The organism is Pseudomonas sp. Soil_N_39, assembly GCF_057655955.1.
The window spans coordinates 446,089-467,549 of sequence record NZ_JBDGLI010000003.1; the positions used below are offsets into that span (position 1 = coordinate 446,089).

The 21,461-nt window shown below is 60.9% G+C and carries 17 protein-coding genes and 1 riboswitch; of the genes, 10 read left to right on the top strand and 7 right to left on the bottom strand.

The window, feature by feature from the left end:
- Positions 1–28: 28 nt before the first annotated feature.
- Positions 29–2,779: a response regulator gene (locus tag AC3A5O_RS06820; protein WP_122569238.1), complete on the bottom strand. Its 2,751-nt coding sequence runs from the start codon at positions 2,777–2,779 to the stop codon at positions 29–31.
- A gap of 1,697 nt (positions 2,780–4,476) precedes the next feature.
- Here AC3A5O_RS06820 and cysM point away from each other — a divergent pair.
- The 5 genes from cysM to AC3A5O_RS06845 all read left to right on the top strand — a co-directional run bounded on the left by cysM (position 4,477) and on the right by AC3A5O_RS06845 (position 10,714).
- The gene (cysM, locus tag AC3A5O_RS06825; RefSeq protein ID WP_305490956.1) at positions 4,477–5,379 is read left to right on the top strand and encodes a cysteine synthase CysM; all 903 of its coding nucleotides are present in this window, start codon (positions 4,477–4,479) and stop codon (positions 5,377–5,379) included.
- Positions 5,379–6,749: a 23S rRNA (uracil(1939)-C(5))-methyltransferase RlmD gene (gene rlmD, locus AC3A5O_RS06830; RefSeq protein WP_487752986.1), complete on the top strand. Its 1,371-nt coding sequence runs from the start codon at positions 5,379–5,381 to the stop codon at positions 6,747–6,749. The genes cysM and rlmD overlap by 1 nt, the downstream gene beginning before the upstream one ends.
- Before the next feature lie 100 nt (positions 6,750–6,849).
- Positions 6,850–9,096 carry a GTP diphosphokinase gene (gene relA / locus AC3A5O_RS06835; protein ID WP_122569234.1) on the top strand — a complete coding sequence of 749 codons (2,247 nt, stop codon included), beginning with the start codon at positions 6,850–6,852 and terminating at the stop codon, positions 9,094–9,096.
- A 218-nt stretch (positions 9,097–9,314) separates the two neighbouring features.
- Complete coding sequence (mazG, locus tag AC3A5O_RS06840) at positions 9,315–10,148, top strand: nucleoside triphosphate pyrophosphohydrolase (RefSeq protein ID WP_487752987.1); 834 nt, start codon at positions 9,315–9,317, stop codon at positions 10,146–10,148.
- 26 nt (positions 10,149–10,174) lie between these two features.
- Positions 10,175–10,714, top strand: a complete 540-nt coding sequence (locus tag AC3A5O_RS06845; protein ID WP_053124301.1) for a DUF2058 domain-containing protein — start codon at positions 10,175–10,177, stop codon at positions 10,712–10,714.
- 169 nt (positions 10,715–10,883) lie between these two features.
- Here AC3A5O_RS06845 and AC3A5O_RS06850 read toward each other — a convergent pair whose 3' ends face one another.
- The 4 genes from AC3A5O_RS06850 to purM all read right to left on the bottom strand — a co-directional run bounded on the left by AC3A5O_RS06850 (position 10,884) and on the right by purM (position 13,895).
- Entirely contained in the window at positions 10,884–11,078 is a 195-nt protein-coding gene (locus AC3A5O_RS06850) for a hypothetical protein (protein ID WP_025215049.1), read from the bottom strand.
- Between the two features lie 386 nt (positions 11,079–11,464).
- The gene (locus AC3A5O_RS06855; protein WP_122569231.1) at positions 11,465–12,178 is read right to left on the bottom strand and encodes a DUF3108 domain-containing protein; all 714 of its coding nucleotides are present in this window, start codon (positions 12,176–12,178) and stop codon (positions 11,465–11,467) included.
- An 8-nt stretch (positions 12,179–12,186) separates the two neighbouring features.
- Positions 12,187–12,837, bottom strand: a complete 651-nt coding sequence (gene purN / locus AC3A5O_RS06860; protein ID WP_487752988.1) for a phosphoribosylglycinamide formyltransferase — start codon at positions 12,835–12,837, stop codon at positions 12,187–12,189.
- Complete coding sequence (purM, locus tag AC3A5O_RS06865; RefSeq protein WP_003204658.1) at positions 12,837–13,895, bottom strand: phosphoribosylformylglycinamidine cyclo-ligase; 1,059 nt, start codon at positions 13,893–13,895, stop codon at positions 12,837–12,839. The genes purN and purM overlap by 1 nt, the downstream gene beginning before the upstream one ends.
- A 364-nt stretch (positions 13,896–14,259) precedes the next feature.
- Here purM and AC3A5O_RS06870 point away from each other — a divergent pair, with 364 nt between their 5' ends.
- The 5 genes from AC3A5O_RS06870 (at position 14,260) to AC3A5O_RS06890 (ending at position 18,841) form a co-directional block, all read left to right on the top strand.
- Positions 14,260–15,318 carry a DUF2066 domain-containing protein gene (locus AC3A5O_RS06870; protein WP_487752989.1) on the top strand — a complete coding sequence of 353 codons (1,059 nt, stop codon included), beginning with the start codon at positions 14,260–14,262 and terminating at the stop codon, positions 15,316–15,318.
- A gap of 32 nt (positions 15,319–15,350) precedes the next feature.
- Complete coding sequence (locus AC3A5O_RS06875) at positions 15,351–16,424, top strand: AI-2E family transporter (protein WP_122569227.1); 1,074 nt, start codon at positions 15,351–15,353, stop codon at positions 16,422–16,424.
- A gap of 169 nt (positions 16,425–16,593) precedes the next feature.
- Positions 16,594–17,298, top strand: a complete 705-nt coding sequence (gene hda / locus AC3A5O_RS06880; protein ID WP_003178999.1) for a DnaA regulatory inactivator Hda — start codon at positions 16,594–16,596, stop codon at positions 17,296–17,298.
- A 214-nt stretch (positions 17,299–17,512) separates the two neighbouring features.
- Positions 17,513–18,139 carry a C40 family peptidase gene (locus AC3A5O_RS06885; protein ID WP_072411813.1) on the top strand — a complete coding sequence of 209 codons (627 nt, stop codon included), beginning with the start codon at positions 17,513–17,515 and terminating at the stop codon, positions 18,137–18,139.
- 165 nt (positions 18,140–18,304) lie between these two features.
- The gene (locus AC3A5O_RS06890) at positions 18,305–18,841 is read left to right on the top strand and encodes a C40 family peptidase (RefSeq protein ID WP_305482288.1); all 537 of its coding nucleotides are present in this window, start codon (positions 18,305–18,307) and stop codon (positions 18,839–18,841) included.
- A 137-nt stretch (positions 18,842–18,978) separates the two neighbouring features.
- On the opposite strand, the gene AC3A5O_RS06895 is transcribed toward AC3A5O_RS06890, so the two are convergent.
- On the bottom strand, positions 18,979–20,289 hold the full coding sequence (locus AC3A5O_RS06895) for a PQQ-dependent sugar dehydrogenase (RefSeq protein ID WP_487752990.1): 1,311 nt from the start codon (positions 20,287–20,289) through the stop codon (positions 18,979–18,981).
- A gap of 206 nt (positions 20,290–20,495) precedes the next feature.
- Positions 20,496–21,080: a hypothetical protein gene (locus AC3A5O_RS06900; protein ID WP_122569224.1), complete on the bottom strand. Its 585-nt coding sequence runs from the start codon at positions 21,078–21,080 to the stop codon at positions 20,496–20,498.
- A gap of 158 nt (positions 21,081–21,238) precedes the next feature.
- Positions 21,239–21,447, top strand: a riboswitch (cobalamin riboswitch).
- Positions 21,448–21,461: the final 14 nt, after the last annotated feature.

The following is a 21,461-nucleotide window of genomic DNA, read 5'->3' on the forward strand; positions in this document are numbered from 1 at the left end:
ATTCCGGGTCCAGGGGTATTGCCCTGGATCAGGCACTGATACGCGCCTCGCTGGCCAGGCGGTTGATGGCACGCTCCAATTCTTCCAGGGCGACGGCAGCCTTGGGGTCCTGCTGCTTGAGCAGGGTTTCGCTGCGCTGGCAGGCCGCCCGCAATTGCGGCACGCCGCAGTAGCGAGTGGCACCGTGCAGGCGGTGGACCCGTTCGATCAGGGCGTTGTGATCGTTGGCCTCGCAGGCCTGGCGGATCGCCTCACGGTCGGCTTCCAGGGACGCCAGCAGCATCGCCAGCATGTCCGCTGCCAGGTCAGCCTTGCCAGCGGCCAGGCGCAAGCCTTCTTCGTGATCGAGCACCAACAGTTCGCTGCCACCCTGGGCATCGCTGCTGCGCTCCGGCGACTGGTTGCGCAGGGCCAGGCCAGTCCATTTGAGCACCACCTGGGCCAGTTGCCGTTCGCTGATGGGTTTGGTCAGGTAGTCGTCCATGCCGCTTTGCAGCAGGGCGCGTTTTTCGTTGGCCATGGCGTGGGCGGTGAGGGCGACGATGGGCAGCGGTGTGCAGTGTCGCTCGCTTTCCCACTGGCGGATCGCCTCGGTGCTCTGGCGACCGTCCATGCCGGGCATCTGCACGTCCATCAACACCAGGTCGAAGGTTTCCTTCTGCACGGCCTTGACCGCTGCGTAGCCGCTTTCCACCGCCAGCACCTTGGCGCCCATGTCTTCGAGCAGGGTCTGCACCAGCAGCAGGTTGGCCGGGTTGTCGTCCACGCACAGCACTTTCGGGGCACGGCTGGCAACCGGCTCGCTGGGTTCGCTGCGGGTCGGGCGCGGGTTGACCAGGTCGGACAGCGAGCGGCGCAACTTGCGGGTGCAGGCCGGCTTGGCCTGCAACTGACTGTGCGGGTTGGGCACCGAGAGGTGGTACAGGGTCTGTTCGGTGGTGGGGCACAGCACGAGCACTTTGCAGCCCAGGTGTTCAAGGTCCCAGATGTGCTGGTTGAGGCGCTCCGGCGGCATGTCGTTGCTGGTGATGCCCAGCACGGCCAGATCGATCGCCTGGTCGGTCTGGTGGGCGACGGTGATGCCGTTGGTCAGGCTCTCCAGGGTGTTGAACGGCGTCACTTGCAGGCCGCAGTCTTCGAGCTGGTGCTGCAAGGCCTGGCGGGCCAGTTCATGGTTCTCCAGTACCGCCACGCGCCGGCCCAGCAACGGCGGGCCGGGCAGGTCTTCGGCATCGTCACGGGTCTTGGGCAGGCGCAGGCTGATCCAGAACTCCGAGCCTTCCCCCGGTGTGCTATCGACGCCGATCTCGCCACCCATCTGTTCCACCAGGCGCTTGGAAATCACCAGGCCCAAGCCGGTGCCACCCGGTTGCCGCGACAGTGAGTTGTCAGCCTGGCTGAACGCTTGGAACAGCGCCCGCACGTCCTGGCTGGACAGGCCGATGCCGGTGTCCTGGATGCTGATGCGCAACTGCACGCTGTCTTCGTGCTCGTCCTCGAGCATGGCCCGAGCGACGATGGTGCCCTCGCGGGTAAACTTGATGGCGTTGCTCACCAGGTTGGTGAGGATCTGCTTGAGGCGCAGTGGATCGCCCACCAGCGACAGCGGCGTGTCCCGATAGACCAGGCTCACCAGTTCCAACTGCTTGGCGTGGGCGGCTGGGGCAAGGATGGTCAGGGTGTCCTGCAACAGGTCCCGCAGATTGAACGGAATACTGTCGAGCACCAGCTTGCCGGCCTCGATCTTCGAAAAGTCGAGGATTTCATTGATGATCCCCAGCAGGCTGTCGGCGGATTTCTCGATGGTGCCCAAGTAGTCGAGCTGGCGCGGGGTCAGTTCGCTTTTCTGCAACAGGTGGGTAAAACCGAGAATGCCGTTGAGCGGTGTGCGAATTTCATGGCTCATGTTTGCCAGGAACTCGGATTTGATCCGGCTCGCTTCCAGGGCTTCCTTGCGGGCAAGGTCCAGCTCGATGTTCTGGATCTCGATGGTTTCCAGGTTCTGGCGCACGTCTTCAGTGGCTTGGTCGATGCTGTGCTGCAGTTCTTCCTGGGCGTTCTGCAAAGTGCTGGCCATGCGATTGATGCCCGAGGCCAGCTCGTCCAGCTCCTGGCTGCCCAGCGGTGGCAGGCGGGTTTCCAGGTGGCCGTCCTTGAGTTGCGCCACGGCATGCTTGATCTGGCTCAGCGGACGGTTGATCGTGCGCCCCATGCGCAGGGCCAGCAGCGCGGTCAGGCCCAGGCAGGCGGCGATCAACAGCAGGCTGGCGAACATACTGCGATAACCGCTTAGCAACATGCCGCTGTGGGACAACTCCAACTCGACCCAGCCCAGCAGGCGGTCGGTTTCTTCGGGAATCAGTTCGCCCGCCAGGTTGCGGTGCTTGCCGAATACCGGCAATAGATAACGCGTAGCGTCGTTGCCGGTGCGTTGCAGCAACTGCGCACTGTTGCCCTCCGGTGCCCGGTTGAGCATGGTCGGGCCGGCGTGGGCCAGCGGCGCGCGGTCGGGGGCGAGGAAGGTCACGGCGCGCACGTCCGTCTGTTCGAGAGACTGGGTGGCGATGCGCTCCAACAGATCGGTGTCCTGGCGGCTCATGGCCGGGGCGACCAGCGGGGCCAGTTGCTCGGCGATCATCTCGCCCCGTTGCAGCAATTGGGCGTGCAGGTCCGCTTGCTGCATCCAGGTGAAATAGCCGCCCAGGACCAGCGCCATCAGGCTGGTCGGCAACAGGGTGAGCAACAGCACACGGCCTTTGATTCCCAGTTTCTTGAGCACACTTGTCTCCTGCATCCAGCGTCTGATTGAACTGTGCGCGCATCCGGCACGCACCACCTGCGCAGTGTAGCGATTTGCGGGCGGGGGATCTTTGTAAAATTTATGTCCGCTGTGCATCGGTAGTGCTGGGCAATGCCCACAGTGAAAGGCGGCGGTGACGTCTGAAGTCAATCTCGTAGTTGACCGTAGGCAACATCCGAGCATGTGTCGGCTCAGGCTCGCCCATTGACCATCGGTCGGGACTGTCAACCTTGACAGGTGTTGTTTTTTTCTGTTGCTTAAGCTCGGTGTCGTTGAGTTATATAACGACATCGGGAGAAAAACATGAACACCCGGAGCGACAAAGAAAAGATAAAAGTGAAAAAGGCTGCTCCTGTAGCCTAATGCGAGCGGCTTAATGACGGCGACAATTAATGGGCAGGTCACTATTACGGCCGAGAATATGTATATTCTGAGTAAGCCTGAAGGCTTCGTGGCGTATATAAAGAAGGGTCAAGGTGCAATTATAATGCAGTTCCACTTCGTGGTAGAACCTGGTACCTATGACATTGAGCAACATAACATTCGGATAGAACTGGATTTTAACGGGTTTGAGGATATCGCGAAAACGGAGTTTTAATTCTTGAGATATTCTGGATGCAAAAAAAATACAAAGGTAGTTTTAATGTCATAACTATCGACGACCAGAAAATTGAGGGGGTATTTTACGTTCGGGTTATATAGATTTGAGTGGCAGATAGGGGCCGGTTCCAGGTATGCGGTCCCCGGCCAGACTCACCTCGCTGCCCGCATTTGCGCCTGCCGGGTCTAGCACTGCGATCTGCAGTGATAGCCTCCCATGAGGCGATCTTGAATATTCGCTCAACTGGCTGTCTGCTGATGAGATCCGGTCACCCAATAGCCATTGATCACAACCAGGATGCCGACAGCCAATTCATGTTTTCCAAACAGGCGACGCAAGTGGAGGAGGGTGTCTTCGTCGGAAATGCACTCCAGTCACCCCCCCGAACCAGTTTGATCCTGTTCTACCTGCCGATTTAGGTCACGTGCCCGCTCACCCTCCCCAGTCACCAGCCACACTTCACTGACACTCAGCAAACGCGCCAATTGCTCCACCCGCAGCCGAGGTATGCCCCGCGCGCTCCAGTTAGTCAGGCATTGAGGGCTGATACCGAGCACCTCGGCAAATCCTGAGGGAGAGATGTCGTACTCTTCCAATAGGTTGCGCAAGCGTGGCCCGCAAGCGCGCCGAGCGCTGGGGTGTGGATCTTTTTGTTTCGCGTCGACCATCGTTATTGCTCAACACCTACTAATACGTTTAGCGGTACGACTGTAAAGAACACGGTGCAAAGCCAGATAGCTTTAAACGCCTGGTCGTCGATATAAAAGGAACGAGCCCACAAACAGACAGGAAGAGTGCCTACGGACGGTACTTACAACAGAGATACATGCATGATTTGAGCGCTCAGGCCTGTAGGAAAAAGGTTGTGTGGAGTACGGAATCGACCACATAGGCCTGAGCATCACGTGCGCGAGCGCGGATTTGGTGGCGGGGGACAAGCTCCTCCATCCAGCAGCGCCCCCGGCTTTCGCCTCGCTTATTCCCATAAGCCATAACCCCCTTACTTTGCGTGATATGGCCTCGCCGGGTTTGCCGGTATGATAGGCGCCCCCGCAGCCCGGATTGCGAATACGCCATGACTTTGCAGTACCCCACCATCGCCGATTGCGTCGGCAACACTCCGCTGGTCCGCTTGCAGCGCTTGCCCGGCGAGACCACCAATACGCTTTTGCTCAAGCTCGAAGGGAATAACCCGGCGGGTTCGGTCAAGGACCGGCCGGCGTTGTCGATGATCACCCGTGGTGAATTGCGTGGGCAGATCCGACCCGGCGATACGCTGATCGAGGCGACCTCCGGCAACACCGGTATTGCCTTGGCGATGGCGGCGGCGATCAAGGGCTACAAGATGATCCTGATCATGCCCGACAACTCCAGCGCCGAGCGCAAGGCGGCGATGACGGCCTACGGCGCCGAGTTGATCCTGGTGACTCAGGAGCAGGGCATGGAAGGCGCCCGGGACCTGGCTGAGCGCATGCAGGCCGAGGGGCGTGGCAAAGTGCTGGATCAATTCGCCAACGGCGACAATCCCGAGGCCCACTACACCACCACCGGCCCTGAGATCTGGCGCCAGACCGACGGCACGATCACTCATTTCGTCAGCTCGATGGGCACCACCGGTACCATCATGGGCACCTCGCGCTACCTGAAAGAACAGAACCCGAACGTGCAGATCATTGGTCTGCAACCGATGGAAGGCTCGGCCATCCCCGGCATCCGCCGCTGGCCCGAAGAGTATCTGCCAAAGATCTACCAGGCCGACCGCGTGGACCGCATCATCGACATGGCCCAGAGCGAAGCCGAGGACGTGACCCGTCGCCTGGCGCGCGAAGAAGGCATCTTTTGTGGCGTGTCTTCGGGCGGTGCCGTGGCGGGGATGCTGCGCTTGTCCAAGGAAGTGGAGAATGCGGTGATCGTCGCGATCATCTGTGACCGTGGCGACCGTTACCTGTCGACCGGCATTTTCGACGCGCCCAACTGATGGCCAAGCAAGAAAGAGGCTTGCGCTTCCAGCCCAGCGGCGGAAGCCGGGCCCCGCAGGTGCCCACCGGTAAAAAGCAGCGCTTGACCATTGAACGCCTGGCCAACGATGGCCGAGGCATTGCGTTCGTCGATGGCCGGACCTGGTTCGTCATCGGCGCCCTGGCCGGTGAAGAGGTCGAGGCGCGGGTGCTCGGTGCCCACGGCAAAGTGGTTGAGGCCCGCACCGAGCGGGTGTTCGTGTCCAGTGAACTGCGTCGCCCGGCGCCGTGCATCCATGCCGGTCGTTGCGGCGGTTGCAGCGTCCAACATTTGCCCCATGACGAACAACTCGCCCTGAAACAGCGCATGCTCGCCGAGCAGTTGTCGCGGGTGGCCGGGGTCGAGCCGGATGAATGGGCCGCGCCGTTGAGCGGGCCGGAGTTTGGTTATCGACGTCGCGCCCGGGTGGCAGTGCGTTGGGACCAGAAGGCGAAAAAGCTCGAAGTGGGTTTCCGCGCCGCTGGCACCCAGGACATCGTCGCCATAGGTGATTGCCCGGTGCTGGTACAGCCCTTGCAGCCGATCATGAGTCGCCTGCCGGAGATGCTTCGACGTTTGAGCAAACCCCAGGCGTTGGGGCATGTGGAATTGTTCGCCGGCTCGGCTATCGCGGTATTGCTGCGCCACATGGCGCTGCTGTCGGAGGCCGACCTGACGATCCTCAAGGATTTCTGCGCGTTTCATGAAGCCCAGTTGTGGTTGCACGGTGAAGGTGGACCGCAACCGGTCGAGCCCGGGCAGGCCCTGGGGTTTCGCTTGGACGCCTGGGACCTTGAGCTGGCGTACCGGCCTGGGGATTTCATCCAGGTGAACGCCGGGGTCAACGAGGCGATGATCGCCCAGGCCCTGCAATGGCTGGCGCCGCGAGCCGAGGAACGGGTGCTGGATCTGTTCTGCGGCCTGGGCAACTTTGCCTTGCCGCTGGCCAAAAGCGTGCGCCAAGTGGTGGCCGTCGAAGGCGTGCAAACCATGGTGGAGCGTGCGGCGGCCAATGCCGTCAGCAACAATTTGAATAACACTGCCTTTTTTCAGGCCGATTTATCCCAGCCTCTGGCGGATGCCGAATGGATCGGCGAAGGCTTTTCTGCGGTACTCTTGGACCCACCCCGTGACGGTGCTTTCGAGGTGGTGCGCAAGCTGTCGTCCCTGGGTGCCAAGCGGTTGGTTTATGTTTCGTGCAACCCGGCAACTTTGGCCCGGGATACGGTCGAACTGATCAAGCAGGGCTACCGGTTAAAACGTGCCGGGATTCTCGATATGTTTCCTCAAACGGCGCATGTCGAGGCCATGGCGTTATTTGAAGCGAGCCAGGATGGCTTGTCCGACTGACCCGCTCGTGCCAATCCGCCACAGTCCTGGGCGCAAACACGGGCATAAAGGTCAGCGAAGTTGACGCATTGAATCTGCGTCGTAGGGAAGGTAAGTAAAGATGGTACAGGTGAGAGCACACCAGCCGATCAACACCGACGGCAGTATCAATCTCGAGGCTTGGCTCGATCATGCGGTCAGCGTCGACATGGCACTGGATCGCGAGGCCTTGAAGGCCGCCTGCGAGTTCGCTCGCGAGGCGGAGCAGCAACACAACGCGGCGAAAAACCTGTGGTCCGAAGGCACCTCGAGTTTCCAGACGGGCCTGGAAATCGCCGAAATTCTTGCTGACCTCAAGCTCGACCAGGATTCCCTGGTAGCGGCGGTGCTGTACCGCGGCGTGCGCGAAGGGCAGATCCAGCTACCGGTGGTCAGCCAGCGCTTTGGCACCGTGGTGGCCAAGCTGATCGACGGCGTGCTGCGCATGGCCGCCATCAGCGCCAGCCTCAGCCCGCGCCAGTCCATGGTGCTGGGCACCCAGGGCCAGGTGGAAAACCTGCGCAAGATGCTGGTAGCGATGGTCGACGACGTGCGCGTCGCGCTGATCAAGCTGGCCGAGCGCACCTGTGCGATCCGCGCCGTGAAGTCCGCCGATGACGAAAAGCGCAATCGCGTCGCCCGGGAGGTGTTCGACATCTATGCGCCCCTGGCCCATCGTCTCGGCATCGGTCACATCAAGTGGGAGCTGGAGGATTTGTCCTTCCGCTACCTGGAACCCGATCAATACAAGCAGATCGCCAAGCTGTTGCATGAACGGCGCCTGGATCGCGAGCGCTTCATCACCGATGTGATGACCCAGTTGCGCGAAGAATTGCAGGCCACGGGCGTGGAAGCCGACATCAGTGGCCGGGCCAAGCACATCTACTCGATCTGGCGAAAAATGCAGCGCAAGGGCCTGGAGTTCAGCCAGATCTACGACGTTCGCGCCGTTCGTGTACTGGTCCCGGAAATGCGCGACTGCTACACCGCCCTGGGGATCGTCCACACCTTGTGGCGACACATTCCCAAGGAGTTCGACGACTACATCGCCAACCCTAAGGAAAACGGCTATCGCTCGTTGCACACCGCGGTGATCGGCCCCGAGGGCAAGGTGCTGGAAGTGCAGATCCGCACCCACTCCATGCACGAGGAAGCCGAGTTGGGCGTCTGCGCCCACTGGAAATACAAGGGCACCGACGTCAAGTCCGGGTCCAACCACTACGAAGAGAAAATCTCCTGGCTGCGTCAGGTGCTCGAGTGGCATGAGGAACTGGGTGACATCGGCGGCCTGGCCGAACAGCTGCGCGTCGACATCGAACCGGACCGGGTCTACATCTTCACCCCCGACGGCCACGCGATCGACCTGCCCAAGGGCGCGACACCGCTGGACTTCGCCTACCGGGTCCACACCGAGATCGGCCACAACTGCCGCGGTGCCAAGATCAACGGGCGGATCGTGCCACTCAACTACAGCCTGCAGACCGGTGAACAGGTCGAGATCATCACCAGCAAGCACGGCACGCCGAGCCGCGACTGGCTGAACCCGAACCTGGGCTACATCACCACCTCCCGGGCGCGGGCGAAAATCGTTCACTGGTTCAAGTTGCAGGCCCGCGACCAGAACGTCGCCGCCGGCAAGACCTTGCTCGAGCGTGAACTCGGTCGCCTGGGCTTGCCGCAGGTTGACTTCGACAAGCTGGCCGAAAAAGCCAACATGAAAACCGCCGAGGACATGTTTGCCGCCCTCGGTGCCGGCGATCTGCGCCTGGCGCAGTTGGTCAACCTGGCCCAGCAACTGGTGGAGCCGGAGCGGGGCAACGAGCAACTGGAGTTGATCCCGCGCAAGGCCACCGGCTACAAGCCGGGCAAGCGCGGCGATATCCAGATCCAGGGCGTGGGCAACCTGATGACCCAGATGGCCGGCTGCTGCCAGCCGTTGCCAGGGGATGCGATCGTCGGCTACATCACCCAGGGCCGCGGCGTGAGCATCCACCGTCAGGACTGTGCATCGGTGCTGCAACTGGCCGGTCGCGAGCCGGAGCGGATCATCCAGGTCAGCTGGGGCCCGGTGCCGGTGCTCACCTATCCGGTGGACATCGTCATCCGCGCCTACGACCGATCCGGTCTGCTGCGTGACGTGTCCCAGGTGTTGCTGAACGAGCGGATCAACGTGCTGGCGGTCAACACCCGTTCGAACAAGGAAGACAACACCGCGCTGATGTCCCTGACCATCGAGATTCCGGGGTTGGATGCGCTGGGGAGGTTGCTGGGGCGGATTTCCCAGTTGCCGAACATCATCGAGACCCGGCGTAACCGGACGCCGGGTTAAGCGCAGTCCAAAAATGTGGGAACAAGCCTGTGGGAGCAAAGCCTGTGGGAGCAAAGCTTGCTCGCGATTGTGGTAGTGGCCCCAGCCTATCTGGAGACTGACTCACCGATATCGCGAGCAAGCTTTGCTCCCACAGGCCTGCTCTCACAGACGTGCTCCCACAGGCGTGCGCTCATTGAATTATTTCCCACAGGGCTTTTTTGTAATGGGATGGATTGATGTACAGCCTCGAAGACCTGCTCCACCTGATGAACCGCCTGCGGGACCCGCAGTACGGCTGCCCGTGGGACATCAAGCAAACCTACGCCACCATCGTTCCCCATACGCTTGAAGAAGCCTACGAGGTGGCCGATGCGATCGAGCGCGGCGATTTCGATCACTTGCAGGGCGAGTTGGGCGATCTGTTGTTCCAGGTGGTGTATTACAGCCAGTTGGCCCGGGAAGAAAACCGCTTCGAATTCGCTGGCGTGGTCGACAGCATCACCCGCAAGCTGATCCGCCGCCATCCTCATGTATTTCCTACCGGTGACCTGTATGCGCCCGTGGATATCCCGCGCCTGAGCGAAGAACAGGTCAAGCAGCGCTGGGAAGAAATCAAGTCTGAGGAACGGGCCGAGAAAGCCTCGGCGCCCGAGCAATTGTCGCTACTTGACGATGTACCGGGGGCGCTGCCGGCGTTGTCCCGCTCGGCGAAGCTGCAGAAGCGTGCCGGCCAGGTCGGTTTCGACTGGCCAGGCCCGTTGCCGGTGCTCGACAAAGTCCGCGAGGAACTGGACGAAGTGCTCGAAGCCATGGCCGACAACGATCCGGTGGCCATCAGCGAAGAGATCGGCGATCTGCTGTTCAGCGTGGTGAACCTGGCGCGCCACCTCAAGGTCGACCCGGAAACCGCGCTGCGCGACGCCAACGGGAAATTCGAGCGGCGGTTCCGATTTATCGAACAGGCATTGCGCGACACCCACCGTCCCATGGAAGATTGCACCCTCGAAGAGTTGGACGCCTTGTGGGGCGAAGCCAAACGTCAGGAAAAGAATTTGCCCAGCTGTGGCTGAGGCCGTTGCCTAAGTGAGTAAGCACCATGAGCCTTTCCCTTCGCGACCAGTTGCTCAAAGCAGGGCTGGTCAACCAAAAGCAGGCCAAGCAGGTCGGCAAAGAGAAACAGAAGCAGCAACGCCTGGCCCATAAAGGCCAGATCGAACTGGATGATTCCCAGCAGCGCGCCGCCCAGGAAGCGATGGCCGAAAAGGTCAAGCGCGACCAGGAACTCAACCGACAGCAGCAGGAAAAGGTCGAGCAGAAGGCCCGGGCCGCGCAGATCAAGCAATTGATCGAAGTCTCGCGCCTGCCGAAGCTGACCACCGAGGACTATTACAACTTCGTTGACGACAAGAAGGTCAAGCGCATCTCGGTCAATACCCTGATGCGTAACAAGTTGAGCAGTGGCTCCCTGGCGATCGTCCACCACGCCGGCGGCTACGAAGTGATCCCGCGCGAGGCCGCCCTGAAGATCCAGGAACGCGACCCCAAGCGCATCGTCCAGCTCAACACCCAGACTGAAGAAGTGGATGCCGATGATCCGTACGCGGCGTATCAGATTCCGGATGATTTGATGTGGTAAGCCGGACAGCAAGCTAAACGCAAAACCTGGAACATCAGCAGAAATCTCTAGGAAAACTGTGGGAGCAAAGCTTGCTCGCGATAGCTGAGTATCAGGCAATATTTTTCTGTCTGACACAGTGCTATCGCGAGCAAGCTTTGCTCCCACAGGTTCATGGGGGTTCTGTCGTTCAGGATTCTGCCATTTCACGCGAGCGCAGTCGTTCCTCACGCTCCAGCTCAGCCTTGTAGCTATGGGCGTCCGTTTCGGAGTGGAACATCCCCACCAGTAGATCCTGTTGATGCACGTCCCAAATCCGAATGCCGGCGGCAATGCCTTCGTGGGACATATGAGCGTCGTCGCGTTCAGTTACTTTCACAGTCATCTTGCAAGCTCCAATCTCTGTTATCTGCAGCAAGGCGTGTGCAGGACTTTGTTATAGGTTTGGATAGCGTGCTAAGTAAATGCCTCGGTTCGTTAAGAAGTTTTCATGCAAAGCACAACAATCCTGCAGGCCAGGCAGTGCGCGGCATTCGGTCGCAGGTGGCGTGCATGAAGAAGTTTTCATGTTGCAGCGCAGTCCTTGATTGAAAGCAAACCCCCCCCTGTGGGAGCGAGCTTGCTCGCGATAGCGGTGTATCAGTTGGTGGTGATGTTGACTGTGAAGCCGTCATCGCGAGCAAGCTCGCTCCCACAGGGGGTAGGTGGTGGGTTTGAAACTCGGGCAACAAAAAGCCCCGCATGTGCGGGGCTTCTTGTTATCGGCTTGGATCAGCTGCCTTTCACAGCCTTGCCGTTGACCGTGCCGTCCTGGAGCATGATGTTGTACTCCTTGCCGTCGGTCTCGACCTGTTGCAGGCGCACCAGCAGGTAATCCCAGTCCTTGGCGAACCAGAGCACGGTGATGCGCTTGCTTTGTGTCGGGTCGCGCACGCGCTCGACCTTGATCGCATCGATCTGGCCGGCCTTGGTGTCGACCTTCTCCGAGCCCAGGACACGGAAGTCATAGGTATCGATTTCGCCATCGTCCACGACCTGATAGCTCATGCTTTTCTTGCCAGCCGCCACGTCATGTTGCAGGGCCAACTGGTAAGTGGATTTATCGACCATACCCCGGTTGAGCGGCAGCTTGACCGCGTCACCGCGATCGGTGCCGGTGACCATCTTGGTGTTCCAGTCGAAGTCCAGGTCGGCCTTCTTGGCCTTGCCCAGGCCACCCCGTTCGAAGTGGTAGGACTGTGGCAGCAGAGTGTCCTTGTCCAGGGTCAGGGTGCTTTCTTCGGTCAGGCTGGCGATCATCATCGAAGCCTTGAAGCTCAGCTTCCAGGTGCCGTTGGCTTCCTTGGTCAGGTTGCGCTCGGCGGTGCCGCTCATGGGCAACTGTTTCCAGTCGGCGGTGTAGCTGGCGGAGAACGGTTGAAGTTCTGCGGCCTGTGCCAGGGGCAAGGCAAGCAGAGCGCAAGCGAAGAGCAGGGCGCGACGCATAAAATCTCCTAGTATCGAATCAAATGGCCGCTGGCGGCGAGTAACTGGCCGTCCAGTGAGGCACCGCGATCGTCGAGGGTCAACCGTCCTTCGGCAAACCAACGCACGGCCATCGGGTAGATCTGGTGCTCGCGGGCGTGAACCCGTTGCGCCAGGCTTTGCGGCGTGTCGTGCAACTCTACCGGTATTACTGCCTGTACGACCAGTGGTCCGCCATCGAGTTCCTCGGTGACAAAGTGCACGGAGCAGCCATGCTCGGTGTCTCCGGCCTCCAACGCACGCTGGTGAGTGTGTAACCCTTTGTATTTGGGTAGCAGCGAGGGGTGGATATTGAACAGGCGACCCTGGTAGTGACGCACGAAGTCAGCGCTGAGGATGCGCATGAAGCCAGCGAGTACGACCAGTTGCGGATTGAAGGTGTCGATCTGTTCCATCAGCGCGGCGTCAAAGGCTTCGCGGCCCTCGAACGCCTTGTGATCGAGGACGCGGGTGTCAATCCCTGCGTCCCTGGCGCGTTGCAGGCCGTAGGCATCGGCGCGGTTGGAAATCACCGCGCGGATACGGACCAGGCTGTCGCCGGTCCGCGTGCTGTCGATCAAGGCCTGCAAGTTGCTGCCGGTGCCGGACAGCAGCACCACCACGTCACAGGTTGCGGACATCAGTGCGCCTTAAGGTTTTTCAGCTCGACCTGTGCAGCGCCTTCGGCCGCGGTGGCGATCTGGCCGATGACCCAAGGCTGCTCGCCGGCTTCACGCAGCACGTTCAGGGCGGTCTCGACGTGCTCCTGGGCTACGCAGATGACCATGCCCACGCCGCAGTTCAGCACGCGGTGCATTTCGGTTTCATCGACATTGCCTTTCTCTTGCAACCAGTCGAACACCGCCGGGCGGGTCCAGCTCGCCACGTCGACCACGGCCTGGGCGCCTTTTGGCAGCACGCGCGGGATGTTGTCCAACAGGCCACCACCGGTGATGTGGGCCATGGCCTTGACGGCGCCGGTGTCCTTGATCAGCTTGAGCAGCGGCTTGACGTAGATGCGGGTCGGGGCCATCAGCAGGTCGGCCAGTGGCTTGCCGTCGAGCTGGGTGTTTTCAATGTCGGCACCCGAGACTTCGATGATCTTGCGGATCAGCGAGTAGCCGTTGGAGTGCGGGCCAGAGGACGGCAGGGCGAGCAGGGCATCGCCGGCAGCGACTTTCGAACCGTCGATGATCTCGGCTTTTTCCACGACGCCGACGCAGAAGCCGGCCAGGTCGTAGTCTTCGCCTTCGTACATGCCGGGCATTTCAGCGGTTTCGCCGCCGACCAGGGAGCAGCCGGACAATTCGCAGCCAGCGCCGATGCCGGTCACCACTTGGGCGGCGGTGTCGACGTTCAGTTTGCCAGTGGCGTAGTAGTCAAGGAAGAACAGTGGCTCGGCACCGCAGACCACCAGGTCGTTCACGCACATGGCCACCAGGTCGATGCCGATGCTGTCGTGCTTGTTCAGGTTCAGGGCCAGGCGCAGCTTGGTGCCGACGCCGTCGGTGCCCGAGACCAGGACCGGTTGCTTGTAGCCGGCCGGGATCTCGCAGAGGGCGCCGAAACCGCCCAGGCCGCCCATGACTTCCGGACGCGCAGTGCGCTTGGCGACGCTCTTGATGCGTTCGACCAATGCTTCACCGGCGTCGATGTCTACACCGGCGTCCTTGTAGCTCAGGGAGGGTTGCTTGCTCATGATCCAGGCCTTTAGGGGGGATTTCTGGGTAACGACCGACGCCGGGGCCATTGAATAACCGTTGTACGAATTATTCCGGGAGCCCAGCCATTGCCGGTCTGCGAAGGCGCGCGATTTTATCAGGCTTGAGGGGCAGCGGCCATCCTCGCGCCGACGGGCAGGGACATAATCCACGGAAAAAAACCGATATTTCTTATATTGGTACTGCGCAACGCCTCTGTATAAGGTGTAGCGGTAACCGGTTATGGTGATGACCGTGCGAAACTTCCACCGGGGTGTGAATGTTTTGCCGGGTGCTGTGGTCACAGCCATGCTCAATCTTCTTCACACGGCCTGTTCCAGCCGTTATGTCCGGGAATCTTCCATGCGTTTGTTGAAATTCTTGTCCGTGGCCTGCTTGTCGTTGATCAGCCTGGCGAGCCATGCCGAAACCGTCAATGGCCTCTATCAAGTGCTCGAACCGGTCACCAGCCAGACGCCGGAGGAGCGCAACCAGGCGACGCTGCGCGCCCTGGACACGCTGGTGCTGCGCCTGACCGGCGACGCCAAGGCGGCCCAGAACCCCGGGTTGGCGGCCATTCGCCAGGACCCGCAACAGATCATTCTTCAATATGGCTACGACGCCGGCCCGCCGGAAAGCCTCAAGGTGGACTTCGACCCGGCGAGCACCGATCGGGCATTGCGCTCGGCAGGCTTGTCGTTGTGGAGCGCGAACCGGCCATCGATCCTGGGCTGGTGGCTGAACGATTCGGCCGAGGGCTCCAGCCTGGTGGGCGACGGCCAGGCCAGCGCCACGCCGCTGCGGCGTGCCGCGCAGCATCGGGGCCTGGCACTGCACCTGCCGCTGGCGGATTTGAGCGAGCAGATCGTCGCCACCGCGCCGAACCTGGAAGGCAGCGACCCGGCGCCGTTGCGCGATGCCTCGGAGCGCTACGCGACGGATGCCTTGCTGGCGGTGCATGCCAAGGAAGAGGGCGGCCAGTGGCATGGCACCTGGCGCCTGTGGCTGGGGGATCAGCGCGAGCAGGGCACGGCCCAGGGCGCCGATCCTGCGGCCTTGGCCGATGCGGTCATGCTCGCGGTGAGTCAGCGACTGGCGCCGCGTTTCGTTGCCAAGCCGGGCGTGGCCACCGAGCAACTGTTGGAGGTGCAGGGCATGAACCTGGAGCGTTATGCGGCGCTAGGGCGTCTACTCGAACCGTTCGCTGGGCAGTTGCAGCGGGTTGAAGGGGACCGGATCGTCTATCGGGTCAACGGCAGCGCCGAACAATTGAAGGCGCAGTTGGCCCTGGCAAAACTGCAGGAAGTTCCAGCCGGTGAGGCCCTCGCGCCGGTGCCGGTGGCGCCGCCCGCCACCGATGGCTCGACCCCGGTTGCGGCACCAGCGCCAGCACCGGCCGCCAACTTGCGGTTCCGCTGGTAGGTTGTCTTTCTTTATATAGCTAGGAGTGGTTCATGGGCGATACGCGGCGTTGGTTCTGGTTGGGCGGGGTTGCCCTGCTGTTCGCGCTTATCTATTTGTTGCACCCGATCCTCACGCCGTTCCTGGTTGCCTTGTTGTTGGCCTATCTGTTCGATCCGGTGGTGGATCGCCTGGAAAAACTCGGCCTGTCGCGGACCTGGGGCGTGGTGGCGGTGTTTGCGCTGTTCACACTGATTGTGAGCGCTCTGTTACTGGTGCTGATACCGATGCTCGCCAAGCAACTGGTGCGCCTGTACGAATTGGCGCCGCAGATGCTCGACTGGTTGCAGCACAGCGCGGTGCCGTGGGTGCAGTCGAAATTGGGCTTGGCCGACGGTTTCTGGAAGTTCGACAAGGTCAAGGCCGCCATCAGCGAGCACATGGGCCAGACCACCGACATTGTCGGCGTGGTGTTGAGCCAGGCCACGGCCTCGGGTTTGGCGTTGATGGGTTGGCTGGCGAACCTGGTGCTGATTCCGGTGGTGGCCTTCTATCTGCTGCGGGACTGGGACCTGATGATGGCCAAGATCCGCAGCCTGCTGCCGCGTCATCGCGAAGAACGCATCATGACCCTGACCGGTGAATGCCATGAAGTGTTGGGGGCGTTCGTGCGCGGGCAGTTGCTGGTGATGGTGGCCCTGGGTTTCATCTATGCGGCCGGGCTGATGCTGGTGGGGCTGGAGCTGGGGCTGTTGATCGGCTTGATCGCCGGGCTGGCGGCCATCGTGCCCTACATGGGGTTCGTGATCGGGATTGGCGCGGCGCTGGTTGCCGGGCTGTTCCAGTTCGGCGGCGACTTGTACCCGATGGTCGGCATCGTGGCGGTGTTCATGGTCGGGCAGGCCTTGGAGGGCATGGTGCTGACTCCGCTGTTGGTGGGTGATCGGATTGGCCTGCATCCGGTGGCGGTGATCTTCGCGATCCTGGCCGGTGGCGAGTTGTTCGGTTTCACCGGGATCCTGCTGGCGCTGCCGGTGGCGGCGGTGATCATGGTGCTGGTGCGCCATATGCACGATCTGTACAAGGATTCGGACATCTACAGCGGCGCCGAAGACCCTGATCTGTAGGGCAAATGGCCGGCGGGGTGTCAGGGAAACTGACGCTCCACGGCCTTGCCGCTGCAAACCTTTGATTTTGCTCGTGGTCCGGCGCATTGTGCGGTCCGCGCCACGGGTATAAACTTTGCGCACTTTACACAGAGGCCACTAACGGTTCCTTGGGAACTGTTCAGTCAGCATGAAACCGATTCAGCTGCCCCTAGGTGTGCGTCTGCGTGATGACGCCACCTTTATCAATTACTACCCAGGCGCCAATGCCGCTGCACTCGGCTATGTCGAGCGGCTTTGCGAAGCCGACGCCGGCTGGACCGAGAGCCTGATTTATCTGTGGGGCAAGGACGGGGTAGGGCGCACGCACTTGTTGCAGGCCGCGTGCCTGCGGTTCGAGCAACTGGGCGAACCGGCGGTGTACTTGCCGTTGGCTGAGTTGCTGGATCGCGGCGTTGAAATCCTCGACAACCTGGAACAGTACGAACTGGTCTGCCTGGACGATCTCCAGGCCGTGGCCGGCAAGGCTGATTGGGAAGAGGCACTGTTTCATCTGTTCAATCGGTTGCGCGACAGTGGCCGGCGCTTGCTGATCGCCGCCTCGACATCGCCGCGAGAGCTGCCGGTGAAACTGGCGGACCTCAAGTCTCGTCTCACCTTGGCGCTGATTTTCCAGATGCGACCGCTGTCCGACGAAGACAAACTCCGTGCATTGCAGTTGCGCGCTTCTCGCCGTGGCCTGCACCTGACCGATGAAGTCGGGCATTTCATCCTCACCCGTGGCACCCGCAGCATGAGCGCCTTGTTCGAATTGCTCGAACGTCTCGACCAGGCCTCACTCCAGGCCCAGCGCAAGCTGACCATTCCCTTCTTGAAAGAAACTTTAGGCTGGTAAAACTGTCGCCAGATGATGGCTCATGGCCTGTTCTTGGTGCGGCGAAGCCCGCGGTTTTACTGGGTCGCAGGCCTGCAACCCACTCAAACCGGGCTTAAGCGCTTAGATGTAAACGAGAAATCAAGAAGTCACATTTGCATCGATTGAATTTGCAAATGAGGTTGATAGAGGGCATAGTCTCGCCATCTTTACTACTTCAGCCACGGTCGTGCCCATGCTAAATCGCTTCGCACCCCTCGTGCCTCTCGCACTCGTTACCCTGTTGTTCGGTTGCGCTGCCCACTCTCCAGTGTCCCAGCAAGCGCCACAACCACAGGTCCAGAATTCCGTTACTGCTCAGTCTTCCTCCGTTGCGTTCCAGGAAGAAATGGCCTCCGACAAAGAGCTCGCAGCCTTCGCCGGCAGCAAGCCTTACCAGCTTCCAGTACTGGCTGACAGCATCCTGGAACGTGGTATGTCGTTGATCGGCACCCGCTACCGTTTTGGCGGTACTTCTGAAGCCGGCTTCGATTGCAGCGGGTTCATCGGTTATCTGTTCCGCGAAGAGGCCGGCATGAACCTGCCGCGTTCCACTCGCGAAATGATCAACGTGAATGCCCCACTGGTCGCGCGCAATCAGTTGGAGCCCGGTGACCTGCTGTTCTTCAGCACCAACGGTCGTCGCGGTCGCGTCAGCCATGCCGGTATCTACCTGGGCGACAACCAGTTCATCCATTCCAGCAGCCGCCGCAGCGGTGGTGTGCGGATCGACAGCCTGGGCGACAGCTACTGGAGCAAGACCTTCATCGAAGCCAAGCGAGCCCTCGCCATGGCACCGACTGTGGTCACTGCTCGTAAGTAAGCACACAGTTTGTAAGGCAAACTTAAAGTCTTACTTGAAGTTTGCTGCATAGCCGCTAGAATCCTTGATCATTGATTGATGGCAATCCGCCTGCGTACTACGCAGGCGGATTTGTTTTCATGCCCACGGCAGAAAAGCCGCATCCAGATCAGGATTGTTCTGCATATGTCGACGTCGGCCCGCCTCGCGCTCATCTTCCTCGCCGCACTGCTCAGTGCGTGCGCCAGCCGTACCCCGCCGCCAGCACCTGTTGTGCGGGCCCCGGTGGTCTTTGCACCCTCGCAACCCTTTTCCCCGGCCGCTGAAGATGTGCTCTTCCGGGCGCTGGGTCTGGTGGGTACGCCTTATCGTTGGGGCGGCAACACGCCGGATTCAGGCTTCGATTGCAGTGGCTTGATCGGTTATGTGTACCGCGACGCCGCCGGTATCGCGTTGCCACGTTCCACGCGGGAAATGATCAGCATGCGGGCGCCTGAGGTGGGTAAGGATGCGTTGCAGAGCGGTGACCTGGTTTTCTTCGCCACCAACGGCGGTTCCCAGGTCAGCCATGCCGGGATCTATGTCGGCGAGGGGCGCTTCGTCCACGCGCCGGCCACGGGTGGCACGGTCAAGCTCGACAGCCTGTCCAAGGCTTATTGGCAGAAGGCCTATCTGGGTGCCAAGCGTGTGCTGCAACCGGAGCACCTGGCGCGTAATCCCTGAGTTGTTGTTGCCCTGATCTGTGGGAGCAAAGCTTGCTCGCGAAACAGGCGCCTCGATCTCTGACAGACCGCATCGCTTCCGTCGCGGGCAAGCCTTGCTCCCACAGTTCGGGCGTCGCTCACAAAGGTGTGTCGGCCTTATTTGCCTGACACCCGCCAAATCTTGTTCCCCACATCATCAGCCACCAACAACCCACCCTGCTTGTCGATCACCACGCCCACTGGCCGGCCCTGGGCTTTTTCGTCGGCGTTCAGGAAACCGGACAGCACATCCACCGGCTGCCCCACCGGTTTGCCGCCATTGAACGGTACGAAAATCACTTTATAGCCACTGTGGGGCTTACGGTTCCAGGAGCCGTGCTGACCGACGAAAGCCCCTTCGGTAAACGGTGCAGGCAAGGCGCTGCCTTCGGCGAAGGTCAGGCCCAGTGAGGCGGTGTGGGGGCCGACGGCGTAGTCCGGGGCGATGGCCTTGGCTACCAGGGCCGGGTTTTGTGGTTCGACCCGAGTATCAACGTGCTGCCCATAATAGCTGTAGGGCCAGCCGTAGAAGGCACCGTCCTTGACCGATGTGATGTAGTCCGGTACCAGGTCGCTACCGATCTCATCCCGTTCGTTCACCGCTGTCCAGAGCGCGCCGCTGCGCGGTTCCCAGGCCAGGCCGTTGGGGTTGCGCAGGCCTGAGGCGAAGATCCGGTGATTGCCGCTGGCACGGTCCACTTCCCAGATGGCGGCGCGACCTTCTTCGGCCTCCATGCCATTTTCCGCGACGTTGCTGTTCGAGCCGGTGGTGACGTACAGCTTGGTGCCGTCACGGCTGGCAATCACGTTCTTGGTCCAGTGATGGTTGAGCGTGCCCCCGGGCAGGTCGACGACCTTGATCGGTTGGGCCTTGATTTGCGTATCCCCGTCCTTGTAGGGAAAACGGATCAGCCGGTCGGTATCGGCCACGTACAGGTCATTGCCGACCAGGGTCATGCCGAACGGCGAGTTGAGGTTTTCCAGGAACACCGTGCGGGTTTCGGCGATGCCGTCGTGATTGGCGTCGCGCAACAACGTGATGCGATTGGGGCTGGGCACCCCGGCACCGGCGCGGCCCATGACTTTTTTCATCACCCAGCCACGGATGCCCTTGGCATCATCCGGCTTGGGCGGGGCATTGGTTTCGGCTACCAGCACATCGCCATTGGGCAGCACGTAGAGCCAGCGCGGATGGTCCAGTCCTTCGGCGAACGCGCCCACTTGCAGACCCTGGGCCGGGGTTGGCTTGGCGCCTTGCGGCCAGCCGATGGCTTCGGCGATGTTGACGGTCGGGACCAGGGTCTTGTTTGGTTCAGGCAGTTTCGGCGCAGGGCCGGTGCCATCGGACACTTGCAGGGTGGAAGACTCGCCACAAGCGACAAGCCCGGCGGCAAGGGCGACGATCAGAAGGTGCGGTGGCTTGAGCATGCTGGCTTCCCTATGAATGCATGTAGTTATTCATAGAGAAGCGTAGGCACGCGATGGTTCAACTGCAGGACGAGTGTCAGCAGATAAGCCCACTGGGGGGAGCGAGCTTGCTCGCGATAGCGGTCTGACTGGCCCGCCGCTATCGCGAGCAAGCTCGCTCCCACAGTTTCTCCCACAGTTTCCCCACAGTTTTGGCGTGGATTGAGTCAGCCGTGGGCCTGTTTGAACAACACGGCGATACCCGGGTGATAATGCCCGGCTTCGTTGCGCAACTTGCGATAGGCGTAAGGGAAGTACCAGGCCACGGCGCAGGTGTTTTCCTTCTGCAGGTCGTCGATCATGTCCTGCAGTTCTTCGGGGGTCGCGCTTTGCTGGGCTTTTTGCGGCGAGACGAACAGGCAGCCCAGCTTCAGGTCGCTGGCGTAGCTGATGCGCTTGGCATCGCTGGTAGCTTCCGACAGCGGTTGGGTCAGGTTCAAGTTGTTGACCTTGGGCCAGCGTTGGGTGGCCTGGATGAAGGCCCGCTCCTCGGTGCTGGCGATGAACAGGTCGGCGCTGACGTTGCGTTCGCCTTCTTCATTCTGCTTGCGGGTCGGCGCGTTCTGCAGCGTGACCATCTCGGCCATCCAGGCGGCGGCCGACAACAAGCTGAGGTTGGCCCGTTCATCGAACCAATAGGGCGTGTCGTTATCGCCGCGTACGGCGTTGTAGCGGTCGATACAATCAAACCAGCGTTCCAGCACCGGGCGCAGGAATTCCAGTTTTGGATTGCTGATGAGCATGCCTTGCATGTTTTGCCCTCTTGTTCTTGTGATATCGGGTCGTGATGCCTATTTGATATCACTTGCCGTAGCGTGGCACAAGATTGGCGTCATTTTATTGATCGAGGCCAATGCTCGGTGCATGACCCGTGGCGGCTTTAATTGACGCTCCACCCCCAACCCTCTAACCTTCGCCGCTTGTTTCAGGTGCTCTGTGACGGTGTTCGACAGAGTGAAACAGGGAAGCCGGTGAGTGCACACGAACCCGGCGCTGCCCCCGCAACGGTAAATGAGTCAACGCTGTGCTTAAGCCACTGTGTCGCCGACATGGGAAGGCGCACGGACCGGCATTACGCCGCTCATGAGCCCGGAGACCGGCCTGATTCATCCAACGGCATCACGGTGGGCGAT